Annotated in this window: 12 protein-coding genes; 4 read left to right on the forward strand and 8 right to left on the reverse strand. The window is 68.5% G+C overall.

Annotation, left to right across the window (positions count from 1 at the left end):
• The first annotated feature begins 193 nt into the window (after window positions 1-193).
• The 3 genes from G8A07_RS12040 to G8A07_RS12050 all read left to right on the forward strand — a co-directional run bounded on the left by G8A07_RS12040 (window position 194) and on the right by G8A07_RS12050 (window position 3187).
• Window positions 194-1924 (forward strand): DEAD/DEAH box helicase, encoded by a 1731-nt coding sequence (locus G8A07_RS12040; RefSeq protein ID WP_195797220.1) that lies wholly within the window; start codon window positions 194-196, stop codon window positions 1922-1924.
• Window positions 1925-2016: 92 nt separating this feature from the next.
• Window positions 2017-2652, forward strand: coding sequence for a cold shock and DUF1294 domain-containing protein (locus G8A07_RS12045; RefSeq protein ID WP_195797221.1), 636 nt, complete (start codon window positions 2017-2019; stop codon window positions 2650-2652).
• On the forward strand, window positions 2639-3187 hold the full coding sequence (locus tag G8A07_RS12050) for a GNAT family N-acetyltransferase (protein ID WP_195797222.1): 549 nt from the start codon (window positions 2639-2641) through the stop codon (window positions 3185-3187). Before G8A07_RS12045 ends, G8A07_RS12050 begins: the two co-directional genes overlap by 14 nt.
• Here the strand turns inward: G8A07_RS12050 and G8A07_RS12055 are convergent.
• The 7 genes from G8A07_RS12055 to cyoA are packed head-to-tail and all read right to left on the reverse strand — an operon-like array spanning window position 3180 to window position 10032.
• Window positions 3180-3758: a response regulator transcription factor gene (locus tag G8A07_RS12055; RefSeq protein ID WP_195797223.1), complete on the reverse strand. Its 579-nt coding sequence runs from the start codon at window positions 3756-3758 to the stop codon at window positions 3180-3182. The genes G8A07_RS12050 and G8A07_RS12055 overlap by 8 nt on opposite strands.
• Window positions 3751-5148: an ATP-binding protein gene (locus tag G8A07_RS12060; RefSeq protein WP_249937312.1), complete on the reverse strand. Its 1398-nt coding sequence runs from the start codon at window positions 5146-5148 to the stop codon at window positions 3751-3753. The genes G8A07_RS12055 and G8A07_RS12060 overlap by 8 nt, the downstream gene beginning before the upstream one ends.
• Entirely contained in the window at window positions 5132-5911 is a 780-nt protein-coding gene (locus G8A07_RS12065) for an SURF1 family protein (RefSeq protein ID WP_195797224.1), read from the reverse strand. The genes G8A07_RS12060 and G8A07_RS12065 overlap by 17 nt, the downstream gene beginning before the upstream one ends.
• Window positions 5911-6291 (reverse strand): cytochrome o ubiquinol oxidase subunit IV, encoded by a 381-nt coding sequence (cyoD, locus tag G8A07_RS12070; protein WP_195797225.1) that lies wholly within the window; start codon window positions 6289-6291, stop codon window positions 5911-5913. Before cyoD ends, G8A07_RS12065 begins: the two co-directional genes overlap by 1 nt.
• Entirely contained in the window at window positions 6291-6914 is a 624-nt protein-coding gene (gene cyoC / locus G8A07_RS12075; protein ID WP_195797226.1) for a cytochrome o ubiquinol oxidase subunit III, read from the reverse strand. Before cyoC ends, cyoD begins: the two co-directional genes overlap by 1 nt.
• Before the next feature lie 17 nt (window positions 6915-6931).
• The gene (cyoB, locus tag G8A07_RS12080; RefSeq protein WP_195797227.1) at window positions 6932-8923 is read right to left on the reverse strand and encodes a cytochrome o ubiquinol oxidase subunit I; all 1992 of its coding nucleotides are present in this window, start codon (window positions 8921-8923) and stop codon (window positions 6932-6934) included.
• A 29-nt stretch (window positions 8924-8952) separates the two neighbouring features.
• On the reverse strand, window positions 8953-10032 hold the full coding sequence (gene cyoA, locus G8A07_RS12085; protein WP_195797228.1) for a ubiquinol oxidase subunit II: 1080 nt from the start codon (window positions 10030-10032) through the stop codon (window positions 8953-8955).
• A gap of 103 nt (window positions 10033-10135) precedes the next feature.
• Between cyoA and G8A07_RS12090 the strand changes: the two genes are divergently transcribed.
• A complete protein-coding gene (locus G8A07_RS12090; RefSeq protein WP_195797229.1) occupies window positions 10136-11452 on the forward strand; it encodes an MFS transporter in 1317 nt (438 codons plus the stop codon).
• 48 nt (window positions 11453-11500) lie between these two features.
• On the opposite strand, the gene G8A07_RS12095 is transcribed toward G8A07_RS12090, so the two are convergent.
• Complete coding sequence (locus tag G8A07_RS12095; RefSeq protein WP_195797230.1) at window positions 11501-12310, reverse strand: class III extradiol ring-cleavage dioxygenase; 810 nt, start codon at window positions 12308-12310, stop codon at window positions 11501-11503.
• Between the last annotated feature and the right edge of the window lie 32 nt (window positions 12311-12342).

Here is a 12342-nt window from a genome sequence, read left to right on the forward strand (position 1 = left end):
GTGCGGTCGGCGGCGATGTTTAGCCGTCGCTTTTGACTGTTCCCCGGCGCCGCACGAGGCTTGTTGCCCTCGCTGTACGACGCGAGCTTTCTCCCAGCGACTTGATGACCTGCGGGCCGGCCTGGCCGGGACCGCACGTGCCTTATTTTTGCTCCCCACGGGGCAGGGCACGGCTTTGTTGAAAGAAAAGACAATGAGTTTCGAAAATCTGGGCCTGCATGAAGCCCTGCTGCGCGCCGTCAAGGATTCCGGTTACGAGAACGCCACCGAAGTGCAAGGCCAGGCGATCCCGCCGGCGCTGCAGGGCCAGGACCTGATGGTCAGCTCGCGCACCGGCTCGGGCAAGACCGCCTCCTTCATCCTGCCGGCCCTGAACAAGGTGCTGGCCGCCCGCGGCGACAACGGCAACGGTTTCCAGAAGCGCGAGAAGGGCAAGAACTACGGCCCCAAGGTGCTGGTGCTGGCCCCGACGCGTGAACTGGCGATGCAGGTCTCCAAGGCCGCGCAGACCTACGGCCGCCATGTGCAGGGCCTGAAGGTCGCCACCGTGCTGGGCGGCATGCCCTATGCGCTGCAGATCCGCCAGCTGAGCGGCCCGCTGGACATCCTGATCGCCACCCCCGGCCGTCTGCTGGACCACCTGTCCTCGGGCAAGTGCGTGCTGGAGAATGTCGAGATGCTGGTGCTGGACGAGGCCGACCGCATGCTGGACATGGGCTTCATCGACGACATCAAGGTGGTGGCCGAGGCCACGCCGGCCACGCGCCAGACCGTGATGTACAGCGCCACCTTTGCCGGCCATGTCGGCCGCCTGGCGCATGACCTGCTGAACGACCCGCTGCGCATCGACGTCGCCTCGCACACCGACACCCACGAGAACATCACCCAGCGCCTGCACTGGGCCGACAACCACAACCACAAGGACCAGCTGCTGGAGGCCATCCTGGCCGAGCGCGATCTGGACCAGGCCGTGGTCTTCACTTCGACCCAGCGCGACGCCGACTGGCTGGCCGAGCGCCTGCAGGAGATCGGCCACGCCGTCGCACCGCTGCACGGCGGCATGCCGCAGGGCCGCCGCAACCGCACGCTGATGGCGCTGCGCCGCCGCGAGCTGCGCGTGCTGGTGGCCACCGATGTCGCCGCGCGCGGCATCGACGTGCCGACCATCACCCACGTGATCAACTACGGCCTGCCGATGAAGGCCGAGGACTATGTGCACCGCATCGGCCGCACCGGCCGTGCCGGCCGCGAAGGCCTGGCCGTGACCCTGGCCGTGCGTGACGACGTCTCGATGATCCGCCGCATCCAGCAGTTCACGACGCAGCAGATCCCGGTGGCGCAGATCGCCGGCCTGGAGCCGAAGACGCAGGAACCGCGCATCTTCCCGCCGCGTCCGGAAGGCGAGCGTGGCCGTTTCGACGACCGTCGCCCGGGCTTCGCCCCCAAGGGTGACAAGCGCTTCGGCAGCAAGCCCTTCCAGCGCGAAGGCGGCCAGGGCGGCGGCAAGCCCTTCCACGGCGGTGGCAAGTCCTTCGGCCGTTCCTTCGGCCAGCAGGATCGCCAGCAGCCGCAGGGTGGTGGCTTCGAGGAGCGCCGCTCCTTCGAGCAGCGCCCGCAGCAGCAACGCGGTTTCGAGCAGCGCGGTTTCGACGGCGGTGCGCGCGAGCAGCGTGGCTTCGCCCCGCGCGGCGAGGGCAAGCCTTCGTTCCACGGTGATCGCAAGCCCTTCGCGGGCAAGCCCTCGTTCGGCGGCGGCGGTGATCGCCCGGCCTTCGGCGACCGCAAGCCCTTCGGTGGCGGCGGCCAGGGCAAGAGCTTCCACCAGGGCGATCGTCCGGCCTTCGACGGCGAGCGTCGCGGCAATGGCGGCAAGCGCCCGCAGGGCAACGGCCCGGCGCCGCGCCGTGGTGGTTTCGGCCGCTGAGATCCGGCTCGGGTCGATCTTGATCGGCTAAGCTGATGGGGCCCGCTGTTGCGGGCCTTTTGCATTTTTCAACCTTCTCTTTTCCATCTCCGATGCGACAGTCGGGCCAGTTGATCCAGTGGGACGATGCCAAGGGCTATGGCTTCATCCAGCCCGAGGGCGGCGGTCCGCGCCTGTTTGTGCATGTAAAAGCCTTCGGCCTGCGGCCGCGCCGGCCCTTCGTCGGCGAGCGTCTGAGCTTCGTGGCCGGCGCCGATGCGCAGGGCAAGGCTCGCGCGCTGAAGGTGCAGAGCCTGGAGCCGCGCCCGGCCCGCGCGCCGGCGCCGGCCGCCGCGGCACCGCGGCCCGAGTCGCTGCGTGGGGCCAGCCTGTGGCTGATCCCGGGCTTTGCGCTGCTGGTGCTGATGGTGCATCTGGCCTTCGGTCTGCCGCATTGGCTGTGGGGCTGCTATCTGGCGATGAGCCTGGCCACCTTCATCGTCTATGCCGGCGACAAGCGCGCGGCGCGCCTGCAGCAATGGCGCGTCTCGGAGGCCACCCTGCATGGCCTGGCGTTGGCCTGCGGCTGGCCGGGCGCGCTGCTGGCGCAGCAGCTGCTGCGCCACAAGAGCAGCAAGCCCGCGTTCCGGCACCTGTTCTGGCTCAGCGTGATCGTCAATCTGCTGGGCTTCGTGCTGATCTTCACGCCGCTGGGCACGCGGCTGCTGTCGTCCTATGTCTCGTTCTGAATTCGAGGATGCGGTGAGCCTGCGGCCGCTGCGCCTGGCCGATGTGCCGGCACTGCTGACGGTGCAGGCGCAATGCTATGAGCCCGGTTTCCTGGAGGGTGCGGCTGCCTTCGAGGCCAAGCTGTGCGCGACCGAGGCGCTGCGGACCAGCTGGATGGCCTGGCGCGGCGAGGAGCCGCTGGCCTATCTGGTGACCCTGCCGGCCTGCGCCGACAGCCTGCCGGCGCTGGATGCGCCGGCCTGGGCGCCGAGCGCCGCGCCGCGCTTTCTCTATCTGCACGACCTGGCGGTGGCGCCGGCCGGACGCGCGCTGGGCCTGGGGCGGCGCCTGCTCGATGAGGTCGAGGCGCGCGCCGCGGCGCTGGGCCTGCGGCAGCTGGGCCTGGTGGCGGTGCAGGGCGCGCGGCCCTATTGGGAGCGCCAGGGCTTTGCGCTGCCGCATCAGGCGCAGCTGCCGGCGCCGATCCGGCGCAAGCTGGCCAGCTTCGGCGCGGCGGCCTGCTGGATGGAGCGCGGGCTCGCGACCGCTACTTGATGCGCTGCTTTTCGAGCTTGCGCGCCAGGGTGCGGCGGTGCATGCCCAGGCGGCGCGCGGTCTCGGAGATATTGAAGTCGGTGGCCGCCAGGGTTTCGTGGATATGTTCCCACTCCAGGGTCTTGATCGAGGTGGTGACGCGCTCGGTCACCTCGACCTCGGCATCGCCCTGGCCGCGCGCGAAGGCGGCCTCGATGTCGTCGGTATTGGCCGGCTTGGCCAGGTAGTGGCGGGCGCCCAGCTTGATCGCCTCGACCGCGGTGGCGATGCTGGCATAGCCGGTCAGCACGACGATCAGCATCTGCGGGTGATGCGCATGCAGGGCCTGCACGCAGGCCAGGCCGGAGGCGCCGCCGGCCAGCTTCAGGTCGACCACCGCATAGGCGGCGGGGCCCGGCGCGGGCGCATCGCGCAGCAGGGCCTGCACCTCGTCCAGGCTGGCGGCGCGCAGCACCTGGTAGCCGCGGCGCTCGAAGGAGCGGGTCAGGGTGCGGGCAAAGGCGTCGTCGTCCTCGACGATCAGCAGCTGGCGCGGCGCGGGGGCGGAAGGGGTGGGGGAGGGGTTACTCATCGTGCAGGGCCGCATTGTCGCGCGGCTCGCGCGGCATCAAGGTGGCCAGCGGCAGGCGCACTTCGACCTCCGCACCGCCCTGGGCCGGATTGCGCGCCAGCACGCGGCCGCCCAGCATGCGCGCCACATTGACCGACAGGAACAGGCCCAGGCCGCCACCCGGCCGGCCCTTGCTCGACTGGTAGGGCTTGCCGAAGCGCTCCAGCATCCCGGGCAGGAAGCCCGGCCCCTGGTCCTGCACGCGCAGCACCAACTGGGCCTCGCTCACATCGCCTGCGCCGTCTTCGTCCTCGGCCGTGGAATCTTGTGTCGTGGGGCCGCCCTCGCAGCTGGCGCTCAGGGTGATGCGGCCCTGGGGCGCGGCCTCCAGCGCGTTGTCCAGGATGTTGCCGATCATCTGGCGCAGTGCCGAGTCGGCAATGATGCGCGGGTCGGGTAGGCCCTCGCGCCGGTAGTCCAGCGCCTGCACCGGCCGGCTGTCCTGCCATTGCCCGACCAGCTCGTCCAGGAAGGCATGCAGGCCGGTCACCACCGGCGCCTCGCCGCGCGCGTCGCCGGCGGCCAGCAGGATGCCGCTGACGATGCTCTTGCAGCGCGCCAGCTGGAACTGCATCTCCTCGATCTCCTCGCGCAGCTCCGGGTCGCCGGCAAAGGGCGCCATGCGCGACCAGTCGCCCAGGATCACCGCCAGCGTCGCCAGCGGCGTGCCCAGTTCATGCGCGGCGCCGGAGGCCAGCAGGCCCATGCGCACGATATGCTCTTCCTCCGCGGCGCGCTGGCGCAGGTCGGCCAGGCGCGCGTCGCGCTGGCGCAGATTGCGGCCGATGCGGTGGATGAAGATCACCAGCAGCGCCGCGTTCAGCGCGAAGCACAGCAGCAGGCCGCCGATGTAATGGGTGGACAGGGCCGGGCCCAGCAGCGCCAGCGGCCGGTACCACTGCGTCAGCGCCAGGAAGGCGAGGGCGGTGAAGCCCACCATGATCCAGATATAGGGCCGGCGCAGCAGCATCGCGCCGACCGCGACCAGCAGCAGATAGATCAGGATGAAGGGGTTGGTGACGCCGCCGCTGTAGAAGAGCTGGCCGCTGAGCACCGCGATGTCGACCAGCAGGCCGGCGAACAGCTCGGCGTCGCCGACGCCCCAGGGCGCGTGATAGCGCAGCCAGCACAGCAGATTGAACAGGGTCAGCGCGGCCAGCAGCGCCAGCATCTCGGCCAGCGGCAGCTCGATGCCCAGCGCGAACTGCACCATCGCGATGGTGGCCAGCTGGCCGGCCACCGCCACCCAGCGCAGCTGGATCAGCTGCAGCAGGTTGTTGCGGCCGGCGCGGTGTTCCGAGGCCAGGCCGATCAGGCCCAGCGTGCCGGGCGATTCAAGGGTCGAGTTCACGATGCGATGGCGGGTCCTGCGGCCGGCGCCGCTGCTCGCGCAGCAGGTAGACCGCGGCACCGGCCGCCATCGCGGCCAGCGCAAACCAGGTGAGGGCGTAGACCCGGTGATTGTTGCTGAAGCGCAGCACGGTCAGGCCGGGGCGCGGCCAGACCTCGGCCTGCGGGTCGCCGGCGGCATCGACGAAGAAGGGCGCGACCGGGCCCTCGAGGCCGCGCGCCGCGGCGATCGCGGCGACATCGCGCGAGTACCAGCGGCCGGCGGCCGGCTCGTTCTTCTGCAGCAGGCTGCCCAGCGGCTCGCTCAGGCGCAGCAGGCCGGTCAGCTCGATCTCGCCCTCGATCTGGCCCTCGCGCCGGCTCGCCGGATCGCGCAGGCTCGGCGGCACGAAGCCGCGGTTCACCAGCAGCCAGCCGCCGTCGGCCAGGCGCAGCGGGGTCAGCACCCAGAAGCCGCTGCCCAGCTCGGTGCTGGCGCCGACCAGGGTCTCGCGCCCATGCTCGAAGCGGCCGGCGAGCCGCAGCTTGCGGTACTCGAAGCCGGCCTTGTCGACCGCGGGCCAGTCGGCGCGTGCCGGTGGCGGCACCGGCGCGGCGGCCAGGCGGGCCTCGACGCGGGCGATCAGGTCCTGCTTCCAGCCCAGGCGCTGGACCTGCCAGCTGCCCAGCGCGAGGAAGGCCACAAACGAAAGGGCCGCGCCCAGCAGCAAGACCCAGAAGGCCTTGCCGCGGCGCGGCCGCAGCGCGGAAGGATCGCGGGACATCAGCGCATGCTGTTCATGTCGTGCACGGGCATCATGTTGATGTTCATGTGGTACATGACCCAGACCGTGCCGGCCAGGATGATGGCCACGAACACCACGGTGAAGATCAGCGACAGCATCGACCAGCCGCTCTCCACCTTGCCGTTCATGTGCAGGAAATAGACCATGTGCACGACGATCTGCACCGCCGCGAACACCAGGATGATCAGCTTGGTCATGTCCGCCGGCAGCACCTTGGCCATCACCAGCCAGAAGGGGATGATGGTCAGGATGGCCGCCAGCAGGAAGCCGACGATGTAGCCCTTGTAGGAGACGTGGTACTCGGCCAGCGGATCGTCGTGGTGGCCGTGGTCGTCGTGACCGTGGTTCTGAGCGCCCATCACAGCACCCCCATCAGATAAACAAAGGTAAACACGCCGATCCAGACCAGGTCCAGGAAGTGCCAGAACATCGACAGGCACATCAGGCGACGCTTGTTCTCGACCGTCAGGCCCAGCTTGCCGACCTGCACCATCAGCACCACCAGCCAGATGATGCCGAAGCTGACGTGCAGACCGTGGGTGGAGACCAGGGCGAAGAAGGACGACAGGAAGGCGCTGCGCTGCCAGTTCGCACCCTCGTGGATCAGGTGGGCGAACTCATACAGCTCGACGCCGACGAAGGCCAGGCCCAGCAGGCCGGTGATCGCCAGCCAGCCGAGCACCAGCTTCTTGCTGCCCTGCTGGGCGCCGATCATCGCAAAGCCGTAGGTGATCGACGAGAACAGCAGCAGCGCGGTGTTGATCGCGACCAGCTTCAGGTCGAACAGGTCGGCGCCCGAGGGGCCGGCCGCATAGCTCCTGCCCAGCACCGCGAAGGTGGCGAACAGGGCCGCGAAGATGAGCAAGTCGCTCATCAGGTAGATCCAGAAGCCGAGCAGGGTGCCCTGCTGCGGATGGTGGCTGCCGTCGTCGTAGAAGACCGGCGCTGCGCCGGCGCCGTTCAGGGTGTGCGTTGCTTGCATGTTGTCGTGACCTCCGCTCAAGCCTGGGCCGCCAGCTGCGCGGTGCGGGCATCCTCGGTGCGCGTCACCTCATCGGCCTTGATGTAGTAGTCGCGGTGGTAGTTGAAGGTGTGCACGATCGCGTAGATGACGATCGCCGCGAAGCTCACGCCGGCCACCAGCCACATCTGCCAGACCATCGCGAAGCCCAGCAGGGTCGCCAGGGCGGCGATCACCACGCCGGCGGCGGTGTTCTTGGGCATGTGGATGTCCACGAAACCGCGGGTCGGGCGCACGGCGCCGCGCTTCTTCATGTCGGCCCAGGCGTCCAGGTCGTGGACCACCGGGGTGAACGCGAAGTTGTAGGCGGGCGGGGGCGAAGCGGTCGACCATTCCAGCGTGCGGCCGTCCCAGGGGTCGCCCGTGACGTCACGCAGCTGCTCGCGGCGCAGGTAGCTGACGGCGAACTGGATCAGCATCGCGGCGATACCGACGGCGATCAGCACGGCACCGAAGGCGGCGATCTGGAACCAGATCTGCAGCGAGGGATCGGTGAAGTGGCTCATGCGGCGGGTCACGCCCATCAGGCCTAGCACGTACAGCGGCATGAAGGCGAAGTAGAAGCCGATCACCCAGAACCAGAACGAAACCTTGCCCCAGAACGGATCCAGCTTGTAGCCGAAGGCCTTCGGGAACCAGAAGTAGATGCCCGCGAACAGGCCGAACAGCACGCCGCCGATGATCACGTTGTGGAAATGCGCGATCAGGAACAGCGAGTTGTGCAGCACGAAGTCGGCCGGCGGCACCGCCAGCAGCACGCCCGTCATGCCGCCGATCACGAAGGTGATCATGAAGGCGATGGTCCACATCATCGGCAGCTCGAAGCTGATGCGGCCGCGGTACATCGTGAACAGCCAGTTGAAGATCTTCGCCCCGGTCGGGATCGAGATGATCATCGTCGTGATGCCGAAGAAGCTGTTGACGCTGGCCCCGGAGCCCATCGTGAAGAAGTGGTGCAGCCAGACGAGATACGACAGGATCGTGATCACGACCGTCGCATAGACCATCGAGGCATAGCCGAACAGGCGCTTGCGGCAGAAGGTCGACACCACCTCGGAGAAGATGCCGAAGCAGGGCAGGATCAGGATGTAGACCTCGGGGTGGCCCCAGATCCAGATCAGGTTCACGTACAGCATGGCGTTGCCGCCCAGGTCCGTCGTGAAGAAGTTCGTGCCCAGGTAGCGGTCCAGCGACAGCAGCACCAGGGTGGCGGTCAGCACCGGGAAGCTCACCACTATCAGCACGTTGGTGCACAGCGAGGTCCAGGTGAAGACGGGCATCTTCATCAGGGTCATGCCGGGCGCGCGCATCTTGATGATGGTCACGATCAGGTTGATACCCGACAAGGTCGTGCCTACCCCCGCGACCTGCAGCGCCCAGATGTAGTAGTCCACCCCCACGCCCGGACTCGCCAGGATGCCCGACAGCGGCGGGAAGGCCAGCCAGCCGGTGCGCGCGAACTCGCCGACGAACAGCGAGATCATCAGCAGGATGGCGCCGCCGGCGGTCATCCAGAAGCTGAAGTTGTTCAGGAAGGGGAAGGCCACGTCGCGAGCACCGATCTGCAGCGGCACGACATAGTTCATGAAGCCCGTGACCAGCGGCATCGCCACGAAGAAGATCATGATCACGCCGTGGGCGGTGAAGATCTGGTCGTAGTGGTGCGGCGGCAGGAAGCCGGCCTGGTCGCCGAAGGCCATGGCCTGCTGTGCACGCATCATGATGGCGTCGGCGAAGCCGCGCAGCAGCATCACCAGGCCCAGGATGATGTACATGATGCCGATCTTCTTGTGGTCGATGCTGGTCAGCCAGTCGCGCCACAGCGGGCCCCAGGCGCGGTAGCGCGTCATCAGGGCCAGCATCACGGTGCCGCCGATCGCGACCATCGCGAAGGTGGCCCAGATGATCGGGTCATGGGGAATCGCATCCCAGCCGAGGCGGCCGAACACGAGCTTGTTCAGATCTTGCATAACAAATACTCGGGATTGGGGCGGCTGCCTCAGCGCAGCTGCGACGGCGATTGTTGGGCCTGGTTGCGCGGTGCGAAGTCGCCGGCGTTCTCGGGCGTGCACAGGGCCGACACATAGGTGCGCTGCCCTTCATCGCCCCAGGGCTTGCTGGCCAGGCCGTCGATCGCGCCCTTGCCGCCGCCGCCGGCGGCGTCGATGGCCATCATCTGGGCCATGCACATCTTGCTGCCGTCAACGCAGCGATTCACGATCGCGTCGTACAGGCCGTTGGCCACGCTGGCGTAGCGGCGCACCGGCTCCTTGCCGCTGGGCTTTTCCAGCGCCAGGTAGTCGGCGCGGGTCAGCTGGCTGCCCTCGGCCTTGCTGCGCTCGACCCAGCTGGCGAAGTCCGATTCGGACATGCCGTGGAACTTGAAGCGCATGTGCGAGAAGCCGTCACCGCTGAAGTTCGACGAGAAGCCGTCGTAGACGCCAACCTTGTTGATCACCGCGTGCAGCTTGGTTTCCATGCCGGGCATCGCGTAGATCATGCCGGCCAGGGCCGGCACGTAGAAGGCGTTCATCACGGTGGACGAGGTCAGCTTGAACTGGATCGGGCGGTCCACCGGCGCGGCCAGCTCGTTGACCGTGGCGATGCCCTGCTGCGGGTAGAGGAACAGCCATTTCCAGTCCAGCGCCACGACCTCGACGATCAGGGGCTGCACATCGGCCGGGACCGGACGCTCGGCGTCGATGCGGTCCAGCGGGCGGTAGGGGTCCAGCTTGTGGGTGCTGATCCAGGTGATCGCGCCCAGCGCGATGATGATCAGCAGCGGTGCGCCCCAGATCACCAGTTCCAGCCGGGTGGAATGGTCCCAGTCGGGCTCGTAGGCGGCCGACTTGTTGGCCTGGCGGTAGCGCCAGGCGAACAGGATGGTCAAGGCGATCACCGGTACGATGATGACCAGCATCAACAGGGTGGAGGTGATGATCAGATCGGCCTGCTGCACGGCGATATCGCCGGAGGGCTTCATCACCACCATATTGCAGCCCGCCAACGGCAGAAGACCCGCCAGTAGCAGGCCGAGGCGGAGCAGAATGCTCTTGAAAGGAGAGGAATTGGACGTCATCGGGAAAACCAGACCGGCGGGAAAACGCTAGTTGCGCGTCGGGCGCGAATGTATCTTGATTGACCCAAATCAACGATTGGACATTTTGTCCCAGGCAGGAGACATGAACAGCAGCAGTACTCTCAATTCGTCGCTGGTGCCCGAAGCCCAACAGGGCCCTGCCGACAGCCTCGCACCCGGGGATATCGCGGTGGGCGTGGTCATCGGTCGCGCCTCCGAATACTTCGATTTCTTCGTCTACGGGATCGCATCCGCGCTGGTTTTCCCGGCGGTGTTTTTCCCCCACATGGGGCGGCTCGAAGGGACCTTGTTCTCGTTCGCCTTGTTTTCGCTGGCCTTCATCGTGCGGCCGCTGGGCACGCTCGCGGGGATGGAGATTCAGCGCCGATACGGCCGCAGTGTCAAGCTGACCGTGGCCCTGTTCCTGCTCGGCAGCTCCACCGCCGGCATGGCCCTGCTGCCCGGCTACGCGAGTGCCGGCGCCGCGGCGATCGGCATGCTGGCGGCCTGCCGCATCGGCCAGGGCCTGGCCCAGGGCGGGTCCTGGGACGGCCTGCCCTCGCTGCTGGCGCTGAACGCGCCGCCGCACCGGCGCGGCTGGTACGCGATGCTGGGCCAGCTGGGCGCGCCGCTGGGCTTCCTGGTGGCCTGCGGCCTGTTCGCCTACCTCTGGGGCCATCTGTCCAGCAACGACTTCCTGGAATGGGGCTGGCGCTTCCCCTTCTTCGCCGCCTTCGCGATCAACGTGGTCGCGCTGTTCGCCCGGCTGCGCCTGGTGGTGACGCATGAGTACGAGCGTGAGCTGGGCGAGCGCGAGCTGGAGCCCTGCGACGTCGGCGAGCTGATGCGCGAGCAGGGCGGCAATGTGGTGATCGGCGCCTTCGCGGCCCTGGCCAGCTATGCGCTGTTCCACCTGGTCACGGTGTTCCCGCTGTCCTGGGTGATGCTGCATTCCAGCCAGGACATCGGGGCCTTCCTGGCGGTGCAACTGGTCGGTGCGCTGCTGGCGGCCGCGGCGATGCCGCTGTCGGGCATCCTGGCCGATCGCATCGGCCGGCGCAGCACCCTGGGCGGGCTGGCGGTGGCGATCGGGCTGTTCAGCCTGGTGGCGCCCTGGCTGCTGGACGGCGGCGCGCGCGGCCAGGACCTGTTCATCCTGTTCGGCTTCGTGCTGCTGGGCCTGTCCTACGGCCAGTCGGCCGGCGCGGTGACCTCGAACTTCCTGCCGCGCCTGCGCTACACCGGCGCCGCGCTGACCGCCGATCTGGCCTGGCTGATCGGCGCCGCCTTCGCGCCGCTGGTGGCCCTGGGCCTGTCGGCCCGCTTCGGCCTGGGCGCGGTGAGCCTGTACCTGCTGTCCGGCGCCGCCTGCACCCTGGCCGCGCTGCGCATCAACAAGAGCCTGGCGCAGCGCGACTGAGCGCCGCTCCGGCAATCCGAAACGGGCCCCGCGGGGCCCGTTTTTTGTTCAGCCGAAGCGGAAGCTGGAGGCCGTGACCCCGCCCATGAAGGCGGCCTCGTGATAGATCAGCGAGCCCGTTTCGCCCTCCGCGGCCCCCACCGCGACCATCAGGGGCAGCAGATGGTCCTCCCGCGGGTGCGCCAGACGGGCCGCCGGGGCGTCGCTCCAGCGCAACAAGGCGGCGCTGCGGGCCTCGGGAGATTCCCGCAGCAGGGTCTGCTGCAGCCAGGCGTCGAAGGCGCCCGAGGCGGCCTTGGCGGCCGGGCCGAAGGCGCGCAGGTTGTGATAGCTCAGACCACTGCCGACGATCAGGATGCCCTCGTCGCGCAGCGGCGCCAGCGCCCGGCCCAGGGCCAGGTGCGCGGCCGGGTCATAGCCCTGTTGCAGCGAGAGCTGCACCAGCGGCATCTCGGCCGCCGGGTACATCGGAACCATGGTGGTGAAGGCGCCATGGTCGAAGCCCTGGCTTTCGTTCAGCGCGCCGGGCAGGCCGGCGGACTCGATCAGCGCGAGCACGCGCCGCGCCAGCGCCGGATCGCCGGGCGCCGGGTACTTGACCTGGTAGGTGTGGGGCGGGAAGCCGCCGTAGTCGTAGACCATGCCGGGCCGCTCGGCCGCCATCACCTCGAAGCCGGGCGTCTCCCAATGGCCGGAGATCATCAGCACCGCGCGCGGTGTCGCACCGAGTTCCTGCGGGATGCGCTTCAGCGAGACCTCCAGCGCGTGGAAGTTCTCGCGGAACGGCCCGTCCATATAGGGCCAGGGGCCGCCGCCGTGGGAGAGGAAGTAGGTGGGGAGTCGGGTGCTGCCGGTCATCGGGGGCCTGCCTTTTGTGATGCTGGCCTTCA

The sequence above is a fragment of the Roseateles sp. DAIF2 genome (genome assembly GCF_015624425.1).
GTDB lineage: Bacteria > Pseudomonadota > Gammaproteobacteria > Burkholderiales > Burkholderiaceae_C > Kinneretia.

What these genes read in the sequence shown, in the direction of transcription:
- G8A07_RS12040 (WP_195797220.1), top strand. Translation starts at nt 194, where the DNA reads ATGAGTTTCGAAAATCTGGGCCTGCATGAAGCCCTGCTGCGCGCCGTC.
- G8A07_RS12045 (WP_195797221.1), top strand. Translation starts at nt 2,017, where the DNA reads ATGCGACAGTCGGGCCAGTTGATCCAGTGGGACGATGCCAAGGGCTAT.
- G8A07_RS12050 (WP_195797222.1), top strand. Translation starts at nt 2,639, where the DNA reads ATGTCTCGTTCTGAATTCGAGGATGCGGTGAGCCTGCGGCCGCTGCGC.
- G8A07_RS12055 (WP_195797223.1), bottom strand. Translation starts at nt 3,758, where the DNA reads ATGAGTAACCCCTCCCCCACCCCTTCCGCCCCCGCGCCGCGCCAGCTG.
- G8A07_RS12065 (WP_195797224.1), bottom strand. Translation starts at nt 5,911, where the DNA reads ATGTCCCGCGATCCTTCCGCGCTGCGGCCGCGCCGCGGCAAGGCCTTC.
- cyoD (WP_195797225.1), bottom strand. Translation starts at nt 6,291, where the DNA reads ATGGGCGCTCAGAACCACGGTCACGACGACCACGGCCACCACGACGAT.
- cyoC (WP_195797226.1), bottom strand. Translation starts at nt 6,914, where the DNA reads ATGCAAGCAACGCACACCCTGAACGGCGCCGGCGCAGCGCCGGTCTTC.
- cyoB (WP_195797227.1), bottom strand. Translation starts at nt 8,923, where the DNA reads ATGCAAGATCTGAACAAGCTCGTGTTCGGCCGCCTCGGCTGGGATGCG.
- cyoA (WP_195797228.1), bottom strand. Translation starts at nt 10,032, where the DNA reads ATGACGTCCAATTCCTCTCCTTTCAAGAGCATTCTGCTCCGCCTCGGC.
- G8A07_RS12090 (WP_195797229.1), top strand. Translation starts at nt 10,136, where the DNA reads ATGAACAGCAGCAGTACTCTCAATTCGTCGCTGGTGCCCGAAGCCCAA.
- G8A07_RS12095 (WP_195797230.1), bottom strand. Translation starts at nt 12,310, where the DNA reads ATGACCGGCAGCACCCGACTCCCCACCTACTTCCTCTCCCACGGCGGC.